Origin of the sequence: Yersinia kristensenii (genome assembly GCF_900460525.1) — a bacterium.
GTDB classification, from domain to species: Bacteria; Pseudomonadota; Gammaproteobacteria; order Enterobacterales; family Enterobacteriaceae; genus Yersinia; species Yersinia kristensenii.
This window is the reverse complement of sequence record NZ_UHIY01000001.1, coordinates 2,348,761-2,372,675: the sequence shown is the minus strand read 5'-3', so window position 1 is coordinate 2,372,675 and position 23,915 is coordinate 2,348,761. Positions and strand designations below refer to the sequence as shown.

The window sequence follows — 23,915 nt, the reverse complement described above, 5'->3', positions numbered from 1 at the left end:
GCGCTCAAACCTAAGCATGTAAAAACCTAAGTTTGAGCGCCCCTGTGACCAGTACGAACCACCAGCAGACTCCCGGCTGTCAAAGTCTGCCGTCTGGAGAAGAATTACTCTTCTTCCAGCTCGATATTGATGCCCAGCGAGCGGATTTCTTTCAACAATACGTTGAAGGACTCCGGCATACCTGGTTCCATACGGTGATCGCCATCCACGATGTTTTTGTACATCTTGGTACGGCCGTTTACATCGTCGGACTTGACGGTAAGCATTTCCTGCAATGTGTACGCGGCGCCATAAGCTTCCAACGCCCACACTTCCATCTCACCGAAGCGCTGACCACCGAACTGAGCCTTACCACCCAGCGGCTGCTGAGTAACCAGGCTGTAAGAACCGGTAGAACGCGCATGCATCTTGTCATCAACCAAGTGGTTCAGTTTCAGCATATACATGTAGCCGACAGTAACCTGGCGCTCGAACTGCTCACCGGTACGGCCGTCAAACAGAGTAATCTGACCAGAAGTTGGCAGGCCACCCAGCTGTAACAGTTCCTTGATTTCTTTCTCTGTCGCACCATCGAACACTGGTGTTGCGATTGGCATACCTTTTTTCAGGTTCTCAGCCAGACGCAATACTTCGTCATCGGTGAAAGTGCTCAGATCAACTTTCTGACAAACGTTGTCGCCCAGATCGTAGGCTTTCTGGATAAACTCACGCAGTTTGGCAACTTCTTCCTGCTTCTTCAGCATGGCGTTGATTTTCTCGCCGATGCCTTTCGCTGCCATCCCTAAATGGGTTTCCAAAATCTGACCGATGTTCATACGCGATGGTACGCCCAGCGGGTTCAGAACGATGTCTACCGGCGTACCGTTTTCATCGTAAGGCATATCTTCGATCGGGTTAATCTTGGAGATAACACCTTTGTTACCGTGACGACCAGCCATCTTGTCACCCGGTTGAATCTGACGTTTAACAGCCAGATACACCTTGACGATCTTCAGCACGCCTGGTGCCAAATCATCACCTTGGGTGATCTTACGACGCTTGGCATCCATCTTCTTCTCGAATTCGGATTTCATTTCGTCGTACTGCTCTGCCAACTGTTCCAGCTGGTTTTGCTTGTCTTCGTCGGTCAGGCCAAGTTCCAGCCAGCGATCACGTGGTAATTTGCTCAGCTTGTCAGCTTCGATGCCACCAGAAACCAGTACTGCGTGGATACGTGCAAACAGGCCAGCTTCCAGAATCTGCAATTCTTCAGTCAGGTCTTTCTTGGCCTGCTTCAGTTGCATCTCTTCGATTTCTAACGCACGTTTGTCTTTTTCTACGCCATCGCGAGTAAAGACTTGTACGTCGATAACCGTACCGGAAACACCGTTTGGTACACGCAGAGAAGAATCTTTAACATCAGACGCTTTCTCACCAAAGATCGCACGTAACAGTTTCTCTTCTGGCGTCAGCTGGGTTTCACCTTTAGGTGTCACCTTACCCACCAGAATGTCACCGCCAGTCACTTCAGCACCGATATATACGATACCGGATTCATCCAGTTTGGAGAGCGCAGCTTCACCGACGTTCGGGATATCAGCAGTGATCTCTTCTGGCCCCAGCTTGGTGTCACGAGACACACAGGCCAGTTCTTGAATGTGAATGGTAGTGAAACGATCTTCTTGCACCACGCGCTCGGAGACCAAGATGGAGTCTTCGAAGTTGTAGCCGTTCCAAGGCATGGACGCTACACGCATGTTCTGACCCAATGCCAGTTCGCCCAGGTCTGTCGATGGGCCATCTGCCAGCACGTCACCGCGCTCGATTGGCTCACCCAGATTCACACACGGCATCTGATTGATACAGGTGTTCTGGTTAGAACGGGTGTATTTGGTCAGGTTATAAATATCAATACCTGCTTCGCCCGGATACATTTCGTCTTCGTTAACTTTAATCACGATACGAGATGCATCTACATACTGAACAGTACCGCCACGTTTAGCTACAGAGGTTACCCCTGAGTCAACCGCTACCGCACGTTCCATACCGGTACCCACTAACGGCTTATCTGCACGCAGAGTAGGAACCGCCTGACGTTGCATGTTCGCACCCATCAAGGCGCGGTTGGCGTCATCGTGTTCCAAGAATGGAATCAGAGAAGCACCAACGGACACCACCTGTTGAGTGGAAACGTCCATGTAGTCAACTTGATCGCGGCTGAACAGGCTTGATTCGCCTTTGCTACGACAAGTGACTAAGTCTTCAATGAAGCGGCCGTCTTCGTCCAGGTTGGAGTTCGCCTGAGCGATAACGAAGTTGCCTTCTTCAATAGCAGACAGATAGTTAATTTCATCGGTCACCACACCATCACGTACGCGACGATAAGGTGTTTCCAGGAAACCATACTCATTGGTCTGTGCGTACACGGACAAGGAGTTGATCAGACCGATGTTTGGACCTTCTGGCGTTTCGATTGGACATACGCGACCGTAGTGAGTCGGGTGTACGTCTCGAACTTCAAAGCCAGCACGTTCACGGGTCAAACCGCCCGGGCCCAATGCAGAGATACGGCGTTTATGCGTAATCTCAGACAACGGGTTGTTCTGGTCCATAAATTGTGACAACTGGCTGGAACCAAAGAACTCTTTCACCGCAGCCGAGATAGGCTTAGCGTTGATCATGTCCTGAGGCATCAGTGTGTCGAGGTCGCCCAGAGACAAACGCTCTTTAACGGCACGCTCAACACGAACCAGACCTACACGGAACTGGTTTTCAGCCATTTCACCAACGGAACGAATACGACGGTTGCCTAAGTGGTCGATATCATCCACTTCGCCTTTACCGTTACGGATATCGATGAGCTTCTTCATCACTTCTGTGATGTCTTCTTTGCTCAGGATACCGGAACCTTCGATCTCGTCACGCAACAGAGAACGGTTGAACTTCATCCGGCCAACCGCAGACAAATCGTAGCGGTCTTCAGAGAAGAACAGATTCTCAAACAGATTTTCAGCTGCTTCACGTGTTGGTGGCTCACCAGGACGCATCATGCGGTAGATCTCAACCAAAGCGCTCAGACGATCGCTGGTTGGGTCAACACGCAGGGTCTCGGAGATATAAGCACCGTGATCCAGGTCGTTGGTGAATAATGTTTCGATTTGCTTGTGACCAGACTGGCTCAACTTCGCCAGTAAATCCAGTGACAGCTCCATATTGGCTGCACAGATTAGCTCACCGGTGTTCTCATCAATGTAGTCTTTTGCGACCACTTTACCGGCAATGTATTCAACCGGAACTTCGATGCGATCAATACCGTCTTTTTCAAGCTGGCGAATATGACGTGCAGTAATACGACGCGCTTTCTCGACGTAAACTTTGCCATTCGCTTCAATATCAAAGGATGCCGTTTCACCGCGCAGACGCTCTGGAACCAATTCCATCTGCAGCTTGTTGTCACGAATCTCAAAGACCACTTTGTCAAAGAACAGATCAAGGATCTGTGTTGTGGTGAAATTCAATGCACGCAGAATGATGGTTGCAGGCAATTTACGACGACGGTCAATACGGACGAACAGGTTATCTTTCGGGTCAAACTCGAAATCTAACCATGAACCGCGGTAAGGGATGATACGTGCGTTATACAGCACTTTACCCGAGGAATGGGTTTTACCCTTATCGCTGTCAAAGAATACGCCAGGACTACGGTGCAGCTGAGATACGATAACCCTCTCAGTACCGTTAATGACAAAGGTACCGTTTTCGGTCATGAGTGGAATTTCACCCATGTAGACTTCTTGTTCTTTGATGTCTTTGACCGTACCTTCCGGAGCCTCACGCTCATAGATTACCAGGCGCAGTTTAACGCGCAGCGGTGCAGAATAAGTCACACCACGGATTTGGCACTCTTTGACGTCAAATACTGGCTCACCAAGACGGTAGCTAACGTATTGCAGCTCCGAATTGCCGCTGTAGCTCTGGATTGGAAACACAGAACGGAATGCTGCTTCCAGGCCGTGCTGTCCTTCGGGATCTTGCTCGATAAACTTCTGGAACGAGTCAAGTTGGATAGAAAGGAGATAAGGTATGTCCAAAACTTGTGGACGTTTACCAAAATCCTTACGAATACGTTTTTTCTCGGTATAGGAGTAAACCATAGGGTTCCTCAGCTCGCTGAAAAGTCGACCCACTCTGTCTGCCCTAAACTAGGACAGGTCATGCAACACTATTATTTAGAATGAGAAGTCGAAGCACTTCTCGGAATACTCTTTTCTATCACTCTTAAACCATTTCATCGCGTTACTTTGACTACCGAGCTACCCGAGTGGGTCGTAGCTGAGAACGCAGTATATTAAGTCGTCAATAGAAAGGAATATTAGGGGTTAGTTAGCCGCTAAACAGTGTGAAATGCGACTAACGCCCTACAGCGCAAAAAGGCTGATGACTAAAAAGTCACCAGCCATCAGCCTATAAGTTAGGCTGCAAACTCAAAGCTTAACTTACTTGATCTCAACAGAAGCACCGGCTTCTTCCAGAGATTTTTTCAGAGTTTCAGCTTCGTCTTTGTTCACGCCTTCTTTCAGAACTGCTGGTGCAGATTCAACCAGGTCTTTAGCTTCTTTCAAGCCCAAGCCAGTTGCGCCGCGAACAGCTTTGATTACTGCAACTTTGTTCTCGCCGAATGAAGCCAGAACAACGTTGAATTCAGTTTGTTCTTCTACAGCTTCAGCAGCAGCAGCAGGACCTGCAGCAACAGCAGCAGCTGAAACGCCGAATTTCTCTTCCATAGCAGAGATCAGTTCAACGATTTCCATTACAGACAGAGCTGCAACGCCTTCAAGAATTTGGTCTTTAGTGATAGTTGACATAACAAGTGTTCCTAAAATACAGAAATAGTTTATACGTTAAAAAGCAATGACTGAAAAAGTGAGGGCAAATTAAGCCGCTTCAGCTTCTTTCTGGTCACGCAGCGCAGCCAATGTACGAACCAATTTGCCGGCAGCGGCTTCTTTCATGGTTCCCATCAGACGTGCGATTGCTTCTTCGTAGGTTGGCAGAGTTGCCAGGCGGTCGATCTGAGCCGCAGGGATTAACTCGCCTTCAAAGGCTGCTGCTTTAACCTCGAATTTTGCATTATCTTTAGCAAATGCTTTGAACAGACGAGCAGCTGCGCCCGGGTGTTCTGAAGAGAATGCAATCAAGGTTGGACCAACAAACGTGTCTTTCAGGCATTCGAATGGAGTGCCTTCAACAATGCGACGCAGCAAGGTGTTACGAACAACTTGCATGTGAACGCCAGCTTCACGACCTGCTTTACGCAGTTCAGTCATTTTATCAACGGTAACGCCACGAGAATCCGCAACAACCGCAGACAGCGCACCTTTGGCTACTTCTTTAACTTCAGCAACAATCGCTTGTTTGCCTTGAAGATTTAGTGCCATTAGTTCTTGCTCCTGGATTAACCGGGGATTAATTCCCCGGAACTCACGTCACCCAATCCACAACAAAATTGCAGTGAACGGGCGTTGAAACACGGTGAGCAGAATCCAGCAAAGACGATTCTTTATCATTCTTTATAAACAAATAAAGAAAGAAAAAATTTCTTCAGGTTCTGTCACCGTCTACGCAGGAAATTAAGTGTTTCGCAACACACCTGCGGTCTTGGACGGAGGCTTGGATAAGGCCAAGCTCCAACCGAAAATTCTGTTTTCTGCCAATTGAGCATTTGTCATTAACAAATAAGCCATCAACAGAAGCATGGGCGTAAGATTCTAGACAAACCTTACGCCCACGTAAAGCGATAAAAGCAAATAGTGATTAGCTCACTACTGCTGACAGGCCGCTTTGATCAATCGCAACGCCGGCGCCCATGGTGGTGGACAGGCTGATTTTCTTGATATAAACGCCTTTCGCTGTAGCAGGTTTAGCACGCTTCAGCGCAACAACCAGAGATTCTAAGTTTTCTTTCAACTTTTCTGAGTCAAAATCAACTTTACCAATGGTCGTGTGGATAATACCGTTTTTGTCGTTGCGATAACGAACCTGACCTGCTTTAGCATTCTTAACTGCTTCAGCAACGTTAGGAGTAACAGTACCCACTTTAGGGTTTGGCATCAGGCCACGTGGGCCCAAGATTTGGCCTAATTGACCTACAACGCGCATTGCATCCGGGGAAGCAATAACAACGTCGAAGTTCATTTCGCCTTTCTTGATTTGATCAGCCAGATCTTCCATACCTACCAATTCAGCGCCTGCTTCTTTCGCAGCTTCAGCGTTTGCACCCTGAGCGAAAACAGCAACACGAACTGAACGGCCAGTACCATGTGGCAACACAGTTGCGCCACGAACGTTCTGGTCAGATTTACGTGCATCGATGCCGAGGTTAACGGCAACGTCCACGCTTTCTACGAATTTAGCAGTAGCCAGCTCTTTCAGCAGGGCAACAGCTTCGTTGATATCGTATTGCTTAGTAACATCAACTTTGTCACGGATCACGCGCATGCGCTTGGTCAGCTTAGCCATCTATTAACCCTCCACTACCAGGCCCATGGAACGAGCAGTACCTTCAATTGAACGCATCATGTCGTCAATTGAAGCACCAGTCATATCCGCAGCTTTGGTTTCTGCGATTTCACGGACCTGAGCACTGGTCACAGTCCCTACTTTGTCTTTGTTCGGCTTGCCGGAACCAGACTTAATACCTGCCGCTTTTTTCAGCAGAACTGCTGCTGGCGGGGTTTTAGTAACGAAGGTGAAAGAGCGATCAGAATAAACAGTAATAACAACAGGGATCGGCAGGCCTTTTTCAATGCTTTCAGTCTTAGCATTGAACGCTTTACAGAATTCCATGATGTTAACACCCTGCTGACCCAATGCTGGGCCAACTGGTGGACTTGGGTTCGCCATACCAGCTGCAACTTGCAGCTTGACATAGGCTTGTACTTTCTTAGCCATTTACGATTTCCTCGATTTGGGTAGTATCGCCTCGCGTTCGAGGCTCCCCGTGTTTTGTCTCGCTATTATTTACTATGAAATAAATTGCCACGCATGACAAAAAGCAAGACATCTAAAAACAAAAGGCGCGAAATTATAGTGTAATTTCACGCCTAAGACAAGACTCAAGTTTCAACCGATGGTGAAAAATGAATCAGCCTTTTTCTACCTGACTGAAATCCAGTTCGACCGGTGTTGCACGGCCAAAGATGGAAACAGACACTTTCAAGCGACTTTTTTCGTAGTCCACTTCTTCAACGACACCGTTAAAGTCTGCAAACGGACCATCGCTGACACGTACCAGTTCACCTGGCTCAAACAGTGTTTTAGGACGTGGTTTATCACCCACTTGTTGAAGGCGATTCATAATCGCATCAACTTCTTTATCACTGATTGGTGCAGGGCGATCGGATGTACCACCGATAAAGCCCATTACACGTGGCACGCTACGCACTAAGTGCCAGCTGGCATCTTCCATCACCATCTGAACCAGTACATAGCCAGGGAAGAATTTACGTTCACTTTTACGACGTTGACCGCCACGAATTTCGACGACTTCTTCCGTTGGGACCATGACTTCGCCAAACAGCTCTTCCATGTTATTTAACTTGATATGCTCACGCAGCGATTGAGCTACGCGGCCTTCAAAACCGGAAAACGCCTGAACGACGTACCAACGCTTTTTTGGTGCTTCAGACATCTTAGAACCTCAGGCCAGTAATAAATGATACCAAGCGGACCAGAATACCATCCAGCCCCCATAGAATCAGTGACATTACAGCAGTTACCGCAGCAACGATTAACGTTGTATGCAGAGTTTCCTGACGGGTAGGCCAAATCACTTTACGCACTTCCGTGCGTGCTTCACGAGCAAACGCAACAGTGGCTTTACCTTTTGCCGTCATCAGCGCAACAGCACCGGCAACAGCGATAATTACTACAACTGCCAACGCGCGCAGCGGCAGGCTGAAATCACGGTAATAATAATTACCAACAATAGCGGCAACTAATAATACAGCAACGATTAGCCATTTAGCCGTTTCCAGGCCGCGTCCGCTCCCTGGAGCCTCGGTATTCGCACTCATAAACCAACCTGTCACTATGATTCAGAACAAACAACTTTGCTTCGCACCGCAAAGCAAACCAAGCCGAAGGATGCTCTAGAAACTCTCTAATCGGCACCACTCAACACTATTCGCCGTACTTCCAGAGCCCATCTCACCAGTAATTATGATGAAAAAACCGCTGATGAGATAGGTTCTAGTATGACAACGTATAAAAAGGGCATCAAATGATGCCCTTTTATCGCATGTCGCGTCAAATCTTATTCAATGACTTTCGCAACAACACCAGCACCAACGGTACGACCACCTTCACGAATCGCGAAGCGCAGACCGTCATCCATTGCGATAGGCGCAATCAGGTTAACAATCATTTGGATGTTATCACCTGGCATGACCATCTCAACGCCTTCTGGCAATTCAATAGTACCGGTTACGTCAGTTGTACGGAAGTAGAACTGAGGACGGTAGCCTTTGAAGAACGGAGTATGACGACCACCTTCATCTTTGCTCAGAATATAAACTTCTGATTCAAATTTGGTGTGTGGCTTGATGGAGCCCGGTTTAGCCAAAACCTGACCACGTTCGATATCTTCACGCTTGATACCACGCAGCAGTACGCCAACGTTCTCACCAGCACGGCCTTCGTCCAGCAGTTTGCGGAACATTTCAACGCCAGTACACGTAGATTTAACCGTATCTTTCAGGCCAACAATTTCGACCTCTTCACCTACTTTGACAATACCACGCTCTACACGACCGGTTACAACCGTACCACGGCCAGAGATAGAGAATACGTCTTCGATTGGCAATAGGAATGGCTTATCAATAGCACGCTCTGGTTCAGGGATGTAAGAATCCAGGTAGCCAGCCAGTTCGATAATTTTCGCTTCCCATTCAGGTTCGCCTTCCAATGCTTTCAGCGCTGAACCACGAACAACCGGCGTATCATCGCCTGGGAAATCGTAGGTAGACAGAAGATCACGCACTTCCATCTCTACCAGCTCCAGCAGCTCTTCATCATCAACCATGTCACATTTATTCATGAATACAATGATGTAAGGAACGCCAACCTGACGACCCAACAAGATGTGCTCACGAGTCTGTGGCATAGGGCCATCAGTTGCGGCAACAACCAGAATAGCGCCGTCCATCTGAGCAGCACCGGTGATCATGTTTTTAACGTAGTCGGCGTGCCCTGGGCAGTCAACATGCGCATAGTGACGAGACGGGGTGTCATATTCAACATGAGACGTGTTGATGGTGATACCACGCGCCTTCTCTTCCGGAGCGTTGTCAATCTGGTCGAATGCACGAGCACTCCCGCCGTAGGTTTTAGCCAGAACGGTGGTGATTGCAGCAGTTAGGGTAGTTTTACCATGGTCAACGTGGCCGATAGTACCCACATTAACGTGCGGTTTTGTACGTTCAAACTTTTCTTTAGACATCGATTGTCCCTCTAAGACACGGAATCGGTGGTTTCACCACATCAACCAAGCGCATGCTTGCTGAATCCATAACACAGAAAGAAAATCAGGGGACGAGAGAATGAGAAGTGGTGCTGATAGGCAGATTCGAACTGCCGACCTCACCCTTACCAAGGGTGCGCTCTACCAACTGAGCCATATCAGCACATCTTGGAGCGGGCAGTGGGAATCGAACCCACATCATCAGCTTGGAAGGCTGAGGTAATAGCCATTATACGATGCCCGCATCTTAGAACTCGGCTACCTGACTTAATCTGCAGAAACTTGAAAGGAAGGGCCTGGCCACTTCACTCTTCATCGAGAGCGTTGCTCTCGCCTTGAGTGTTGATTGGGGTTCGATCTTCTGAATCACCCTGAGACTCAAGGTTAAATATGGTGGTGGGGGAAGGATTCGAACCTTCGAAGTCGATGACGGCAGATTTACAGTCTGCTCCCTTTGGCCGCTCGGGAACCCCACCTAATTTTAGTACTTGAATGGTGCCGGCACCAAGAGTCGAACTCGGGACCTACTGATTACAAGTCAGTTGCTCTACCAACTGAGCTATGCCAGCATCAAGTGCAGCGCATTCTAGGTAGAGTGGGCCTATGATGCAACAAAAAAATCGCATAACCTGCCCTTTCGCTCATAAAATCGCCACTTTTCAAACACCAGATGTATTATTAACCAAGGTTAGCTTAATTAGCGCCCAGTGCTTTAGTTATTCTAACCAACTCTATAGCAGAAAATCACCTCAAAAAACCGATAATGTTCCATTGTCGAACAATCTTATTGTCCACACAGCGAAAAAAATTTAGTTCTATGCCCCAAAATGGGGAAATCTTTCCATTAAGGTGCATAAAACATAAAAGATAATCGCTCAATTCTCACCATCACACGGTTACATATCTGGCGTATTTATTGCTTAAACATAACTATTTATTTTAAACATATATGCAGGTCGACTGTTGGAGAGGAGCTTAGTGATGAAGATAGTTTTACTTAATGCGGCGACATTGCCGATATACCGAAGCGAACTGGCCAGTTTACTGATTGATGCCGTCTCTCATGGTGCTTCAATCGGCTACAACACCCGTACCCTCTCACAAGAAGAGGCTGAGAGCTACTACCATGGCCTGCGCACAGCTATCACTAAAGGCACGTTATTATTATGGATAGCACGTGATGATGCGGGGATAGTGGGAACCATCCAATTAGATCTCTGCCAAAAACTAAATGGACTAAATCGAGCCGAAGTACAAAAATTATTAGTTCATAGCCGTAGCCGTCGTGCTGGGATTGGGCATAAATTGATTATTGAAATGGAGAAGATGGCGGTTCAACTTCGCCGCGGATTGTTATACTTGGACACTGAAGCTGGCTCTCCTGCTGAATCTTTTTACCGTGCACAAGGATATAGATGTATGGGTGAGATTCCTGATTATGCCTGTACTCCTGATGGTCATTATCATCCGACCGTTATTTATTTCAAACGTTTATTCCATGTAAATCAAACATATAGTGTTATAGCTAGCTAGTGATGATAAAGGTCTTTAGCCATAAGACGGAAGTTTGGCATGTCCCTTCTCAATTTATTGGAATAGCAACATACATCAAAGAAATCACTCACTAAATACAAAAATGTCTACGCCAAAAAGCAAGCTGCCTATAATATGCAGCTTGTTTATTATCTGGAGTTGGCGTCCAGCGCCTTTCCCAACCTGCGTTAACAGGCAGAATTTGGCTTATGATAAAAAGAGATCAATCGTTAGCGACGCCTTATCTACAGTTCGATCGTACTCAGTGGGGGGCTTTACGCGACTCAGTACCCTTGACACTAACAGAAGAAGAAATCGTTAAACTCAAAGGGATTAACGAAGACCTTTCCTTAGATGAAGTGGCACAGATTTATCTGCCACTCTCACGACTACTTAATTTTTATATCAGTTCTAATTTGCGTCGCCAGGCAGTTCTGGAGCAATTCCTTGGAACTGATGGCCAACGTATTCCTTATGTGATTGGTATTGCGGGCAGTGTCGCTGTCGGTAAAAGTACCACTGCCCGTTTATTGCAGGCGTTACTGAGCCGCTGGCCAGAGCACCGCAGCGTAGAGCTGATTACTACTGATGGTTTTCTTTATCCGAATAAAGTGCTTAACGAACGCGGATTGATGAAGAAAAAAGGATTCCCCCAATCCTATGATATGCACAGTTTGGTGAAGTTTGTCTCTGAAGTAAAATCGGGGGCTGACTATGTTACTGCGCCCGTTTATTCCCACTTAATATATGACATTGTCCCAGATGGTAATAAAATCATCAAACAGCCGGACATCCTTATATTGGAGGGGTTGAATGTATTACAAAGTGGGATGGATTACCCTCATGACCCACATCATGTATTCGTTTCTGACTTTGTAGATTTCTCTATATATGTGGATGCACCTGAAGATTTACTCCAAAGTTGGTATATAAATCGGTTCCTTAAGTTTCGCCAAGGCGCATTTTCTAATCCTGACTCTTACTTCCATAACTATGCAAAATTGCCTGAGACCGAAGCAGTCAAGATTGCAACACAGTTATGGAAAGAGATTAATGGATTGAATTTAAAGCAGAATATATTACCAACCCGTGAGCGAGCAAGTCTGATAATGACGAAAAGTGCCAATCATGCGGTTGAAAGTGTGCGTTTAAGAAAATAGTGAAATAGCGGGTAGTCATAACTGCCCGCTTAGCTTATTGACTAAACTCCGCGAAGGGATATTTCGCCACCAATATAAGGTTTTACATTACCGTTTTGTTCTAATAATAATGCGCCTTGTTGATCTATACCCCGAGCAATACCAAATATCTCTTGATTCCCAATAATCAACTTTACAGGACGATCAAGATAATTATCCATTTCCCGCCAGCGAGAAATAAAGGCGGACAGTCCTTCATTTTCAAATTTAACTACCGCAAGCCGTAATTCAGATAATAATTCAGCCGTCAGTTTATTACGATCAATAATAACCCCAGTTTCCTGTAAGTTAATCCAATCTTGGCTAATAACATTGGTCGTGGACTCACGCATGGTCAGATTGATACCGGCACCAATAACCAACTGTGCTGCGTCACCCGTTTTACCGGTGAGCTCTACTAATATACCCGCCAGCTTCTTATCATTTAAATACAAATCATTCGGCCACTTAACGCGAACTTGACCTGCACCCAGTTTGTGCAGTACCTCGGCCATGACAATACCCACGACTAAACTTAACCCCATCGCGGCCGCAGGACCTTGTTCTAATCGCCAGAACATTGATAAATAAAGGTTGGCACCAAAAGGAGATACCCACTGGCGGCCACGTCTACCACGCCCTGCTTGCTGATATTCAGCAACACAAGCATCACCAGATTTAAGTTCAGAGATGCGATCTAAGAGATATTGATTCGTCGAATCAACTACTGGTAATACAGCTACTTGACCGGCAGGTAAATAACTTAATATGGCCTGTTCATCAAGTAATTGGATAGGTGCTGGCAAACTATAACCCTTACCAGGTACAGTGAAGACATCAAGTCCCCATTCTCTAATAGTTTGCATATGCTTATTAATTGCAGCACGGCTCATACCCAGCATTTCACCCAATTGCTCACCTGAGTGAAAAGCACCATCGGCCAATATGCCAATTAATCGCAAGGGGACTTTAATATCTTTCAAGACAAATACTCCACTGCATTAACTTCACCATCACTTGCGATAAAACGCACCTCTGGTTCCAGCCAGATGGCAAATTTCTTTGCAACCTGCTGACGAATATAGCTCGCAAGGCCTAGTACATCTTGGCCTGTCGCTTCTGCGAAGTTAATCAGTACCAAAGCTTGCTGCTGATGCACCGCAGCCCCACCAATTTGGTATCCTTTTAGCGCGCATTGATCAATAAGCCAGCCCGCAGCCAGCTTCACGGACCCATCTGGCTGTGGGTAGTGGGGGGCACTGGGAAAGAGCTTCACGATGTCTGCAGCCACAGTTGCATCCACAACAGGGTTCTTGAAGAAACTGCCAGCATTGCCAGTCACTGTAGGGTCAGGTAGTTTACTCCTACGCATCGCGCAGACTGAGTTGAAGATATCTTTTGCTGTCACAGTCAATGGATCCATCCGAGTTAAATCACCATAGCCCAATGTTGGCGTCCAAGACTTCACTAACTTGATACCTACTGCAACGATCGCAAACCCATTGCCATAGTGATGCTTAAATATGCTATCACGATAGCCAAACTGACAATCTAACGCAGAAAGGCGCACAACAGTGCCCTTCTCCATATCAAGTAAATCAACGTATTCACATACTTTTTGCAGCTCAACACCATATGCACCAATATTTTGGATTGGGGCAGAGCCGACACAACCCGGGATCAAAGCCAAGTTTTCTAGACCCGGCATGTTATTTTGCAACGAATAACAGACTAATTGATGCCAATTCTCCCCTGCTCCAACATGCAGATGCCAGGCAATATCATCTTCAGTGAGGGTGATGCCCTTGATGCGATTAAGCAACACTGTTCCTGAATAATTTTCGATAAATAGCACATTGCTACCTTCACCAAGCAAAAGTACGGGCTGATGCTTAGAAACAGACTCACGCCATGCATCAACCAATTCTTCAGGAGAGTTGGCACTGATGACATTGCTCGCATAAGCTGATAACGCGAAAGTATTGAGATGTTTTAGCGGGGAACGTTGATTCGACATAACATTAAGTACTCATTCTTACTGGCTCTAGCGCTAGTCTAACCGATCAATATACTCATATTGTATTTTGTTTTAAGTGAATACATAAAAAAGCCCTCTGCGCAGCAGAAAGCTTTTCTCTTTATCCCATAGCAAAAACCCCACGCTTTTGGCATGGGGTCTCCGCTTGATTGAATACCGGGCACGGCACGAATGACTTTCCTGCCCTTCGCCCTGCGGACCGTTGCAAGCAATGTTAAAAATCTTTCCCGACGATTTTTCCCACGGCATTCGTCTCATCATGATGAGTCCCACTCCGATGGGGCCCGCACAAACACGATTCAAACTGCCTGCGCAGTTTGTTGTATCCCATGCGCGAATAGCTCTCTGTACACCCCATAAGCAAAAAAGGCCACCCGTTAGGGTAGCCTCTTTTGTTTATTTGATGCCTGGCAGTGTCCTACTCTCGCATGGGGAGACCCCACACTACCATCGGCGCTACGGCGTTTCACTTCTGAGTTCGGCATGGAGTCAGGTGGGTCCACCGCGCTATGGCCGCCAGGCAAATTCTGTCTAAACTAACCCGCTCAGTATCTCTACCTCGCCAGTCAGCCCAATCTCGGAACTTCGCTGAAAATATCAATCAATCTCTCAAATACAAAACACCTTCGGTGTTGTAAGGTTAAGCCTCACGGATCATTAGTACTGGTTAGCTCAATGCATCGCTGCACTTACACACCCAGCCTATCAACGTCATAGTCTTTAACGTTCCTTCAGGGGGCTTAAAGCCCCAGGGAAGACTCATCTCGAGGCAAGTTTCCCGCTTAGATGCTTTCAGCGGTTATCTCTTCCGAATTTAGCTACCGGGCAATGCCATTGGCATGACAACCCGAACACCAGTGATTCGTCCACTCCGGTCCTCTCGTACTAGGAGCAGCCCCTCTCAATCTTCCAACGCCCACGGCAGATAGGGACCGAACTGTCTCACGACGTTCTAAACCCAGCTCGCGTACCACTTTAAATGGCGAACAGCCATACCCTTGGGACCTACTTCAGCCCCAGGATGTGATGAGCCGACATCGAGGTGCCAAACACCGCCGTCGATATGAACTCTTGGGCGGTATCAGCCTGTTATCCCCGGAGTACCTTTTATCCGTTGAGCGATGGCCCTTCCATTCAGAACCACCGGATCACTAAGACCTACTTTCGTACCTGCTCGAGCCGTCACTCTCGCAGTCAAGCTAGCTTATGCCTTTGCACTAACCTCACGATGTCCGACCGTGATTAGCTAACCTTCGTGCTCCTCCGTTACTCTTTGGGAGGAGACCGCCCCAGTCAAACTACCCACCAGACACTGTCCTCACCCCGGATCACGGGGCCGAGTTAGAACATCAAACATTAAAGGGTGGTATTTCAAGGTTGGCTCCATGCAGACTGGCGTCCACACTTCAATGCCTCCCACCTATCCTACACATCAAGGCTCAATGTTCAGTGTCAAGCTATAGTAAAGGTTCACGGGGTCTTTCCGTCTTGCCGCGGGTACACTGCATCTTCACAGCGAGTTCAATTTCACTGAGTCTCGGGTGGAGACAGCCTGGCCATCATTACGCCATTCGTGCAGGTCGGAACTTACCCGACAAGGAATTTCGCTACCTTAGGACCGTTATAGTTACGGCCGCCGTTTACTGGGGCTTCGATCAAGAGCTTCGCCTTGCGGCTGACCCCATCAATTAACCTTCCAGCACCGGGCAGGCGTCACACCGTATACGTCCACTTTCGTGTTTGCACAGTGCTGTGTTTTTATTAAACAGTTGCAGCCAGCTGGTATCTGCGACTGGCTTCAGCTCCGAGAGCAAATCTCTTTACCTAATGCCAGCGTGCCTTCTCCCGAAGTTACGGCACCATTTTGCCTAGTTCCTTCACCCGAGTTCTCTCAAGCGCCTGAGTATTCTCTACCTGACCACCTGTGTCGGTTTGGGGTACGATTTAATGTTACCTGATGCTTAGAGGCTTTTCCTGGAAGCTTGGCATCAACTACTTCATCACCGTAGTGACTCGTCATCACACCTCAGCGTTGATAAGCAACCGGATTTACCAAGTCACTCCGCCTACATGCTTAAACCGGGACAACCGTCGCCCGGCTAGCCTAGCCTTCTCCGTCCCCCCTTCGCAGTAACACCAAGTACAGGAATATTAACCTGTTTCCCATCGACTACGCTTTTCAGCCTCGCCTTAGGGGTCGACTCACCCTGCCCCGATTAACGTTGGACAGGAACCCTTGGTCTTCCGGCGTGCGGGTTTTTCACCCGCATTATCGTTACTTATGTCAGCATTCGCACTTCTGATACCTCCAGCAACCCTCACAGGTCACCTTCAACGGCTTACAGAACGCTCCCCTACCCAACAACGCCTAAGCGTCGCTGCCGCAGCTTCGGTGCATGGTTTAGCCCCGTTACATCTTCCGCGCAGGCCGACTCGACCAGTGAGCTATTACGCTTTCTTTAAATGATGGCTGCTTCTAAGCCAACATCCTGGCTGTCTATGCCTTCCCACATCGTTTCCCACTTAACCATGACTTTGGGACCTTAGCTGGCGGTCTGGGTTGTTTCCCTCTTCACGACGGACGTTAGCACCCGCCGTGTGTCTCCCGTGATAACATTCTTCGGTATTCGGAGTTTGCATCGGTTTGGTAAGCCGGGATGGCCCCCTAGCCGAAACAGTGCTCTACCCCCGAAGATGAGTTCACGAGGCGCTACCTAAATAGCTTTCGGGGAGAACCAGCTATCTCCCGGTTTGATTGGCCTTTCACCCCCAGCCACAAGTCATCCGCTAATTTTTCAACATTAGTCGGTTCGGTCCTCCAGTTAGTGTTACCCAACCTTCAACCTGCCCATGGCTAGATCACCGGGTTTCGGGTCTATACCTTGCAACTAGACGCCCAGTTAAGACTCGGTTTCCCTACGGCTCCCCTATTCGGTTAACCTTGCTACAAAATATAAGTCGCTGACCCATTATACAAAAGGTACGCAGTCACACCACGAAGGTGCTCCCACTGCTTGTACGTACACGGTTTCAGGTTCTATTTCACTCCCCTCGCCGGGGTTCTTTTCGCCTTTCCCTCACGGTACTGGTTCACTATCGGTCAGTCAGGAGTATTTAGCCTTGGAGGATGGTCCCCCCATATTCAGACAGGATGTCACGTGTCCCGCCCTACTCATCGAGTTCACAGCAAGTGTGTTTTTGTGTACGGGAGTATCACCCTGTACCCTGCGACTTTCCAGACGCTTCCACTAACACACAAACTGATTCAGACTCTGGGCTCCTCCCCGTTCGCTCGCCGCTACTAGGGGAATCTCGGTTGATTTCTTTTCCTCGGGGTACTTAGATGTTTCAGTTCCCCCGGTTCGCCTTGCATGGCTATGTATTCACCATGCAATAGTGCAACGAATTGCACTGGGTTTCCCCATTCGGGTATCGTCGGTTATAACGGTTCATATCACCTTACCGACGCTTTTCGCAGATTAGCACGCCCTTCATCGCCTCTGACTGCCTAGGCATCCACCGTGTACGCTTAGTCGCTTAACCTCACAACCCGAAGGTGTTTCTTCTTTATTGGTGTGGCTGCGAACACACTCTGCGTTGTTGTGCAGTGCGCGCAATCCTCATGAACATAGCGTTCACTCCGGTTGCTGTGCGCTGTACGCCTTGCTGAGTATCTTCTCGCTCACACTGCAACAATGATAAACACATTGGCATTGCGATTATTTGAGAGACTCTAATACAGGTTAATCCTTATCTCAGTACATCTACGGAGAGATAAGTTTCAGCTGTATTGTTTCAATTTTCAGCTTGTTCCAGATTGTTAAAGAGCAATATTTCACAACACACTGTGTCTTTCGACCGCAGTACGTTTTGAAATAGTTTTTTATATGGTGGAGCTAAGCGGGATCGAACCGCTGACCTCCTGCGTGCAAGGCAGGCGCTCTCCCAGCTGAGCTATAGCCCCATATAAAAAGCAAATCACCTTATTGCTGCAACTCAACAGGGAATGGTGAGTTGGTGGGTCTGAGTGGACTTGAACCACCGACCTCACCCTTATCAGGGGTGCGCTCTAACCACCTGAGCTACAGACCCAACAAGGTACTAAAGCCCGACTAATTTCTCAGCCCGGCCTTATTTGCTCGTTACTTTCTATCAGACAATCTGTGTGGACACTGCGCAATGCGTATCGTTAGGTAAGGAGGTGATCCAACCGCAGGTTCCCCTACGGTTACCTTGTTACGACTTCACCCCAGTCATGAATCACAAAGTGGTAAGCGCCCTCCCGAAGGTTAAGCTACCTACTTCTTTTGCAACCCACTCCCATGGTGTGACGGGCGGTGTGTACAAGGCCCGGGAACGTATTCACCGTAGCATTCTGATCTACGATTACTAGCGATTCCGACTTCATGGAGTCGAGTTGCAGACTCCAATCCGGACTACGACAGACTTTATGTGGTCCGCTTGCTCTCGCGAGTTCGCTTCACTTTGTATCTGCCATTGTAGCACGTGTGTAGCCCTACTCGTAAGGGCCATGATGACTTGACGTCATCCCCACCTTCCTCCGGTTTGTCACCGGCAGTCTCCCTTGAGTTCCCACCATTACGTGCTGGCAACAAAGGATAAGGGTTGCGCTCGTTGCGGGACTTAACCCAACATTTCACAACACGAGCTGACGACAGCCATGCAGCACCTGTCTCACAGTTCCCGAAGGCACCTAAGCATCTCTGCTAAGTTCTGTGGATGTCAAGAGTAGGTAAGGTTCTTCGCGTTGCATCGAATTAAACCACATGCTCCACCGCTTGTGCGGGCCCCCGTCAATTCATTTGAGTTTTAACCTTGCGGCCGTACTCCCCAGGCGGTCGACTTAACGCGTTAGCTCCGGAAGCCACGCCTCAAGGGCACAACCTCCAAGTCGACATCGTTTACAGCGTGGACTACCAGGGTATCTAATCCTGTTTGCTCCCCACGCTTTCGCACCTGAGCGTCAGTCTTTGTCCAGGGGGCCGCCTTCGCCACCGGTATTCCTCCAGATCTCTACGCATTTCACCGCTACACCTGGAATTCTACCCCCCTCTACAAGACTCTAGCTTGCCAGTTTCAAATGCAGTTCCCACGTTAAGCGCGGGGATTTCACATCTGACTTAACAAACCGCCTGCGTGCGCTTTACGCCCAGTAATTCCGATTAACGCTTGCACCCTCCGTATTACCGCGGCTGCTGGCACGGAGTTAGCCGGTGCTTCTTCTGCGAGTAACGTCAATGCTCAGTGCTATTAACACTGAACCCTTCCTCCTCGCTGAAAGTGCTTTACAACCCGAAGGCCTTCTTCACACACGCGGCATGGCTGCATCAGGCTTGCGCCCATTGTGCAATATTCCCCACTGCTGCCTCCCGTAGGAGTCTGGACCGTGTCTCAGTTCCAGTGTGGCTGGTCATCCTCTCAGACCAGCTAGGGATCGTCGCCTAGGTGAGCCATTACCCCACCTACTAGCTAATCCCATCTGGGCACATCCGATGGCGTGAGGCCCGAAGGTCCCCCACTTTGCTCTTGCGAGGTCATGCGGTATTAGCTACCGTTTCCAGTAGTTATCCCCCTCCATCAGGCAGTTTCCCAGACATTACTCACCCGTCCGCCGCTCGCCGGCGAAGTAGTAAACTACTTCCCGCTGCCGCTCGACTTGCATGTGTTAGGCCTGCCGCCAGCGTTCAATCTGAGCCATGATCAAACTCTTCAATTTAAGATTTGTTTGATTTGCTATGAGTTAACATAGCGATGCTCAAAGATTACTTTCTGCAAATATGCATTCGAACCGAAGTTCAAATGTGTACTGCTTTGGTCACTCTTCAAGACTTTGATATTTCTTCTGCCTGCCGAAACAGGCTTCGATATCGTCTTGCGAGTGCCCACACAGATTGTCTGATAAATTGTTAAAGAGCGTTCGTTACCCGTTTGCCTTTCGGCGAATCTTACGGTAACGCGGGAGGCAGATAATACGCTTTCCCGCTACAGAGTCAACCACTTAATCAGTTAAATTTCCTCTGTTCTCCCCGGCCACTCTGTGAAGTTGCTCACAGCGCCGTGTCGATGGATGCGCATTATAGGGAGCTGCTTCAGAATGGCAAGGGTTTATATTAAAGTTTTTTTCGTTTGCTGACTATTTAAACGAAATGACTATTTGTGACGCGTTTTTATCACTTTTGGCAGGTCAGCCAGACTATTTAGTACCAAATCCGCTGCTGTCTCACCTTCCGCGGTCACAGGCTTGCCAGTACGAACTAATACTTTAGTACCGATATTTGCAGCCAATGCTGCCTGCATATCTTCAATTTTGTCGCCAACCATATAAGAGGCAGCCATATCGATGTTCAATTCACTTTGTGCTTGCAGTAACATGCCTGGCAATGGTTTACGGCATTCACATGTTTCACGGAACTCCGCTACACTGCCATCGGGGTGATGCGGGCAGAAATAGATACCATCTAAATCAACACCACGATCAGCAAGAGACCAATCCATCCACTCGGTGAGGCTCAAAAATTGTTCTTCGGTAAAAATACCGCGCGCAATCCCTGATTGGTTGGTGACCAAAACCAGAGCAAAGCCCATTTCTTTCAATTCACGGCAAGCATCAATAACACCGTCTATAAACTGAAAATTATCAATTTCGTGGACATAACCATAGTCGACATTAATTGTACCATCACGATCTAAAAATATTGCGGGGACGGGCTGAGTCACTTATCTGCTCCTGAGGGCTGTAAACTTGGTTAGTATCGCATGTTTTATTACCGATTGAGAATGAAAGAGAATCAGTGTTGCCAGTTGACTTAGCCGTCTAGACGCCTTAACATCCAATCCATGCTTTGGTTTTACCAAAGCTGACTTTTTATCTAGCCACGGAAATGACGATAAAATAAGAATAATATGATTAAACTTTCTCACATCAGCAAAGTGTTCCAGCAGGGTTCGCGCAACATTACCGCGCTTTCAGACGTGAGCTTACACGTCCCAGCTGGACAAATTTATGGCGTTATTGGTGCCTCTGGTGCCGGTAAAAGTACCTTGATCCGATGCGCCAATATGTTAGAACGCCCCACCAGCGGACAAGTATTGGTCGATGGGCAAGATCTGACAACTTTATCTGAAGGCCAACTAACACGCGCACGTCGTCAGATTGGCATGATTTTTCAGCATTTCAATTTACTCTCCTCCCGCACAGTGTATGGCAATATCGCGTTGCCGCTTGAGCTGGACAACACATCACGTGCAGATATAAAGAAGAGAGTCACTGAGTTGCTGGATTTAGTTGGGCTTGCCGATAAGCAAGATGCTTACCCTGCAAATCTGTCCGGAGGGCAAAAACAACGCGTTGCTATCGCCCGCGCTTTGGCCAGTAACCCTAAGGTTCTACTGTGTGACGAAGCTACCAGCGCGCTGGACCCTGCAACTACCCGCTCAATTCTGGAATTGCTAAAAGATATTAATCGCCGTTTGGGTCTAACCATCTTGCTTATCACCCATGAGATGGATGTAGTGAAACGCATTTGTGATCAAGTTGCGGTTATCAGCGAAGGCAAATTGATTGAAAAAGACAGTGTCAGCGAAGTGTTCTCTCATCCAAAAACACCGCTGGCGCAACAATTTATTCAATCAACCCTACATTTGGATATTCCAGAAGATTACGCACTGCGTATGACTCAAGAACCCACCAAAGATCGGGTGCCACTGCTGAAACTGGAATTTACCGGTCAGTCGGTTGATGCTCCGTTAATATCACAGGCTGTACGTCGCTTTAATATTGATATCGGTATCCTTAGCTCGCAAATGGACTATGCCGGCGGTGTTAAATTTGGTGTCATGCTAGCAGAGTTGCATGGCGACAATCAGGATGGCCTTGCTGCCATCAAGTTCTTGCAAGATCATCATGTAAAAGTAGAGGTTCTGGGTTATGTCTGAGGCAATGATGTGGTTAATGGGCCGAGGCGTCTGGGAAACTCTAATGATGACGTTTGTCTCTGGCTTCTTTGGTTTTGTGTTGGGGCTACCGGTGGGGGTTTTACTGTATGTCACCCGCCCTGGGCAAATTATTGCGAACAATAAGATTTACCGCACCCTGTCTGGGGTTGTGAATATCTTCCGCTCCATACCTTTTATTATCTTATTGGTATGGATGATTCCGTTCACTCGGATGATCGTCGGCACTTCTATTGGTTTGCAGGCGGCAATTGTACCGTTAACGGTAGGTGCTGCTCCGTTTATTGCCCGCATGGTGGAAAATGCTCTTTTGGAAATTCCATCAGGTTTGGTTGAGGCAGCCCGTGCCATGGGTGCTACCCCCATGCAAATCATCAAAAAGGTGTTATTACCCGAAGCGCTACCTGGCTTGGTAAATGCGGCCACAATTACTTTAATTACCTTAGTGGGTTATTCCGCTATGGGGGGCGCAGTTGGTGCCGGTGGCTTAGGTCAAATCGGCTATCAGTATGGTTACATTGGTTATAACGCCACGGTAATGAATACAGTGTTGGTGCTATTAGTTATTTTGGTTTATCTGATTCAGTTAAGTGGCGATCGGATCGTAAAAGCCGTTACCCACAAGTAATTATTAATTCATAAAGTACCCAAAGAAATTGGGATTGCAGGTAAGCAGCGAGTGAATAAATCCTGATGAGCTTATTCAAGTAAGTGATTCAGGTGAGTGAACGTAGCGAACAACCCTGTAGCCCAAAGTACGAAGGGTATAGCGACGGCCTCACACAGCGGCGCATCTTAACAAGTGTTTATAGAGGAAAGAATATGTCTTTAAAATTCAAATCTATCGCAGCGGTCAGTGCATTAATCGGTACTCTGGCACTAGTGGGTTGCGGCCCAGCGGAAAAAGATCCAAACCATATTAAAGTCGGTGTAATTGTGGGCGCTGAACAGCAAGTTGCTGAAGTTGCGCAAAAAGTAGCAAAAGACAAGTATGGCCTGGATGTTGAGTTGGTCACCTTCAATGATTATGTATTACCGAACGAAGCACTGAGCAAAGGCGATATTGACCTGAATGCTTTCCAGCATAAACCTTATCTGGATCAGCAAATCAAAGATCGCGGCTACAAACTAGTTTCTGTTGGTAACTCATTCGTTTACCCAATTGCTGGCTACTCTAAAAAAATCAAATCATTGGAAGAACTACAACCTGGCTCACAGGTAGCATTGCCAAATGACCCGACTAACCTGGGCCGTTCACTGTTGCTGCTGCAAAAAGTCGGTCTGATTAAACTGAAAGACGGTGTTGGTCTGCTGCCAACAGTGCTGGATGTGGTTGAGAACCCTAAAAACCTGAAATTGATTGAACTGGAAGCACCTCAGTTGCCACGTTCTTTGGATGACCAGCAGATCGCCTTGGCGATAATCAACACCACTTATGCTAGCCAGATTGGCCTGACACCGGCTAAAGATGGCCTGTTTGTCGAAGATAAAGACTCACCTTACGTTAACCTGATCGTGGCTCGTGAAGACAACAAAGATGCGGAAAACGTGAAGAAGTTCGTTCAAGCTTATCAATCTGACGAAGTTTACGACGCAGCAAACAAAGCATTCAACGGTGGTGCAGTTAAAGGCTGGTAATTGTTAGTTAGCTATTTTGCTGAAGGCTGCACTTGCTGAATATAAGGTTTCATAA

16 protein-coding genes, 6 tRNA genes and 3 rRNA genes are annotated in these 23,915 nt (G+C 47.7%); 5 read left to right on the top strand and 20 right to left on the bottom strand.

The genetic code is table 11. From position 1 onward, the window contains the following. Positions 1 to 104 precede the first annotated feature (104 nt). The 12 genes from rpoB to DX162_RS10815 all read right to left on the bottom strand — a co-directional run bounded on the left by rpoB (position 105) and on the right by DX162_RS10815 (position 10,068). Positions 105 to 4,133, bottom strand: a complete 4,029-nt coding sequence (rpoB, locus tag DX162_RS10870) for a DNA-directed RNA polymerase subunit beta (protein WP_115155861.1) — start codon at positions 4,131 to 4,133, stop codon at positions 105 to 107. 342 nt (positions 4,134 to 4,475) lie between these two features. Continuing rightward, positions 4,476 to 4,844: a 50S ribosomal protein L7/L12 gene (gene rplL, locus DX162_RS10865; protein WP_004393387.1), complete on the bottom strand. Its 369-nt coding sequence runs from the start codon at positions 4,842 to 4,844 to the stop codon at positions 4,476 to 4,478. 69 nt (positions 4,845 to 4,913) lie between these two features. After that, the gene (gene rplJ, locus DX162_RS10860) at positions 4,914 to 5,417 is read right to left on the bottom strand and encodes a 50S ribosomal protein L10 (protein WP_004393386.1); all 504 of its coding nucleotides are present in this window, start codon (positions 5,415 to 5,417) and stop codon (positions 4,914 to 4,916) included. Positions 5,418 to 5,793: 376 nt separating this feature from the next. Continuing rightward, a complete protein-coding gene (rplA, locus tag DX162_RS10855; protein ID WP_004393385.1) occupies positions 5,794 to 6,498 on the bottom strand; it encodes a 50S ribosomal protein L1 in 705 nt (234 codons plus the stop codon). A 3-nt stretch (positions 6,499 to 6,501) separates the two neighbouring features. Continuing rightward, positions 6,502 to 6,930, bottom strand: a complete 429-nt coding sequence (rplK, locus tag DX162_RS10850; RefSeq protein ID WP_004393384.1) for a 50S ribosomal protein L11 — start codon at positions 6,928 to 6,930, stop codon at positions 6,502 to 6,504. A 193-nt stretch (positions 6,931 to 7,123) separates the two neighbouring features. Next, a complete protein-coding gene (gene nusG / locus DX162_RS10845; RefSeq protein ID WP_004393383.1) occupies positions 7,124 to 7,669 on the bottom strand; it encodes a transcription termination/antitermination protein NusG in 546 nt (181 codons plus the stop codon). A 1-nt stretch (position 7,670) separates the two neighbouring features. Beyond that, the gene (gene secE / locus DX162_RS10840) at positions 7,671 to 8,054 is read right to left on the bottom strand and encodes a preprotein translocase subunit SecE (RefSeq protein WP_004704671.1); all 384 of its coding nucleotides are present in this window, start codon (positions 8,052 to 8,054) and stop codon (positions 7,671 to 7,673) included. A gap of 239 nt (positions 8,055 to 8,293) precedes the next feature. Next, the gene (gene tuf / locus DX162_RS10835; protein ID WP_004393380.1) at positions 8,294 to 9,478 is read right to left on the bottom strand and encodes an elongation factor Tu; all 1,185 of its coding nucleotides are present in this window, start codon (positions 9,476 to 9,478) and stop codon (positions 8,294 to 8,296) included. Positions 9,479 to 9,586: 108 nt separating this feature from the next. Next, positions 9,587 to 9,662 (bottom strand) — tRNA-Thr (locus tag DX162_RS10830). Between the two features lie 6 nt (positions 9,663 to 9,668). Then, a tRNA-Gly gene (locus tag DX162_RS10825) sits at positions 9,669 to 9,743 on the bottom strand. A 147-nt stretch (positions 9,744 to 9,890) separates the two neighbouring features. Beyond that, positions 9,891 to 9,975 (bottom strand) — tRNA-Tyr (locus tag DX162_RS10820). 17 nt (positions 9,976 to 9,992) lie between these two features. Continuing rightward, positions 9,993 to 10,068 (bottom strand) — tRNA-Thr (locus DX162_RS10815). A 412-nt stretch (positions 10,069 to 10,480) separates the two neighbouring features. Here DX162_RS10815 and DX162_RS10805 point away from each other — a divergent pair. Together DX162_RS10805 and coaA are read left to right on the top strand one after the other, a co-directional pair. After that, entirely contained in the window at positions 10,481 to 11,032 is a 552-nt protein-coding gene (locus DX162_RS10805) for a GNAT family N-acetyltransferase (protein ID WP_032821177.1), read from the top strand. 209 nt (positions 11,033 to 11,241) lie between these two features. Then, positions 11,242 to 12,192, top strand: coding sequence for a type I pantothenate kinase (coaA, locus tag DX162_RS10800; RefSeq protein ID WP_032821176.1), 951 nt, complete (start codon positions 11,242 to 11,244; stop codon positions 12,190 to 12,192). A gap of 41 nt (positions 12,193 to 12,233) precedes the next feature. Here the strand turns inward: coaA and birA are convergent, their stop codons facing one another. From birA to gmhB, 8 genes are all read right to left on the bottom strand, one after another. Next, positions 12,234 to 13,193, bottom strand: a complete 960-nt coding sequence (gene birA / locus DX162_RS10795; RefSeq protein WP_032821175.1) for a bifunctional biotin--[acetyl-CoA-carboxylase] ligase/biotin operon repressor BirA — start codon at positions 13,191 to 13,193, stop codon at positions 12,234 to 12,236. Further along, positions 13,190 to 14,227, bottom strand: coding sequence for a UDP-N-acetylmuramate dehydrogenase (gene murB / locus DX162_RS10790; RefSeq protein WP_004393376.1), 1,038 nt, complete (start codon positions 14,225 to 14,227; stop codon positions 13,190 to 13,192). The genes birA and murB overlap by 4 nt, the downstream gene beginning before the upstream one ends. Before the next feature lie 426 nt (positions 14,228 to 14,653). Further along, positions 14,654 to 14,769 (bottom strand): 5S ribosomal RNA (rrf, locus tag DX162_RS10785). A gap of 115 nt (positions 14,770 to 14,884) precedes the next feature. Beyond that, positions 14,885 to 17,791: ribosomal RNA gene (locus tag DX162_RS10780) — 23S ribosomal RNA — on the bottom strand. Positions 17,792 to 18,136: 345 nt separating this feature from the next. Next, a tRNA-Ala gene (locus tag DX162_RS10775) sits at positions 18,137 to 18,212 on the bottom strand. A 51-nt stretch (positions 18,213 to 18,263) separates the two neighbouring features. Continuing rightward, positions 18,264 to 18,340 (bottom strand) — tRNA-Ile (locus DX162_RS10770). Positions 18,341 to 18,442: 102 nt separating this feature from the next. Next, a 16S ribosomal RNA gene (locus DX162_RS10765) occupies positions 18,443 to 19,985 on the bottom strand. Together the 16S, 23S and 5S rRNA genes with 2 tRNA genes alongside form the textbook arrangement of a ribosomal RNA operon. A gap of 434 nt (positions 19,986 to 20,419) precedes the next feature. Then, on the bottom strand, positions 20,420 to 20,986 hold the full coding sequence (gmhB, locus tag DX162_RS10755; RefSeq protein ID WP_004391670.1) for a D-glycero-beta-D-manno-heptose 1,7-bisphosphate 7-phosphatase: 567 nt from the start codon (positions 20,984 to 20,986) through the stop codon (positions 20,420 to 20,422). 186 nt (positions 20,987 to 21,172) lie between these two features. Here gmhB and metN point away from each other — a divergent pair, with 186 nt between their 5' ends. The 3 genes from metN to DX162_RS10740 all read left to right on the top strand — a co-directional run bounded on the left by metN (position 21,173) and on the right by DX162_RS10740 (position 23,860). Continuing rightward, positions 21,173 to 22,204, top strand: coding sequence for a methionine ABC transporter ATP-binding protein MetN (gene metN, locus DX162_RS10750; protein ID WP_004391671.1), 1,032 nt, complete (start codon positions 21,173 to 21,175; stop codon positions 22,202 to 22,204). Next, positions 22,197 to 22,850, top strand: a complete 654-nt coding sequence (locus DX162_RS10745) for a methionine ABC transporter permease MetI (RefSeq protein WP_032813821.1) — start codon at positions 22,197 to 22,199, stop codon at positions 22,848 to 22,850. Before metN ends, DX162_RS10745 begins: the two co-directional genes overlap by 8 nt. A 194-nt stretch (positions 22,851 to 23,044) precedes the next feature. Next, positions 23,045 to 23,860, top strand: coding sequence for a MetQ/NlpA family lipoprotein (locus tag DX162_RS10740; protein ID WP_004391674.1), 816 nt, complete (start codon positions 23,045 to 23,047; stop codon positions 23,858 to 23,860). Positions 23,861 to 23,915: the final 55 nt, after the last annotated feature.

Excerpts from the sequence above, each read along its gene's own strand:
- coaA (WP_032821176.1), top strand. The coding sequence starts at position 11,242 with ATGATAAAAAGAGATCAATCGTTAGCGACGCCTTATCTACAGTTCGAT.
- DX162_RS10805 (WP_032821177.1), top strand. The coding sequence starts at position 10,481 with ATGAAGATAGTTTTACTTAATGCGGCGACATTGCCGATATACCGAAGC.
- DX162_RS10745 (WP_032813821.1), top strand. The coding sequence starts at position 22,197 with ATGTCTGAGGCAATGATGTGGTTAATGGGCCGAGGCGTCTGGGAAACT.
- metN (WP_004391671.1), top strand. The coding sequence starts at position 21,173 with ATGATTAAACTTTCTCACATCAGCAAAGTGTTCCAGCAGGGTTCGCGC.
- tuf (WP_004393380.1), bottom strand. The coding sequence starts at position 9,478 with ATGTCTAAAGAAAAGTTTGAACGTACAAAACCGCACGTTAATGTGGGT.
- rplL (WP_004393387.1), bottom strand. The coding sequence starts at position 4,844 with ATGTCAACTATCACTAAAGACCAAATTCTTGAAGGCGTTGCAGCTCTG.
- rplA (WP_004393385.1), bottom strand. The coding sequence starts at position 6,498 with ATGGCTAAGCTGACCAAGCGCATGCGCGTGATCCGTGACAAAGTTGAT.
- rplK (WP_004393384.1), bottom strand. The coding sequence starts at position 6,930 with ATGGCTAAGAAAGTACAAGCCTATGTCAAGCTGCAAGTTGCAGCTGGT.
- secE (WP_004704671.1), bottom strand. The coding sequence starts at position 8,054 with ATGAGTGCGAATACCGAGGCTCCAGGGAGCGGACGCGGCCTGGAAACG.
- nusG (WP_004393383.1), bottom strand. The coding sequence starts at position 7,669 with ATGTCTGAAGCACCAAAAAAGCGTTGGTACGTCGTTCAGGCGTTTTCC.
- murB (WP_004393376.1), bottom strand. The coding sequence starts at position 14,227 with ATGTCGAATCAACGTTCCCCGCTAAAACATCTCAATACTTTCGCGTTA.
- rpoB (WP_115155861.1), bottom strand. The coding sequence starts at position 4,133 with ATGGTTTACTCCTATACCGAGAAAAAACGTATTCGTAAGGATTTTGGT.
- DX162_RS10740 (WP_004391674.1), top strand. The coding sequence starts at position 23,045 with ATGTCTTTAAAATTCAAATCTATCGCAGCGGTCAGTGCATTAATCGGT.
- rplJ (WP_004393386.1), bottom strand. The coding sequence starts at position 5,417 with ATGGCACTAAATCTTCAAGGCAAACAAGCGATTGTTGCTGAAGTTAAA.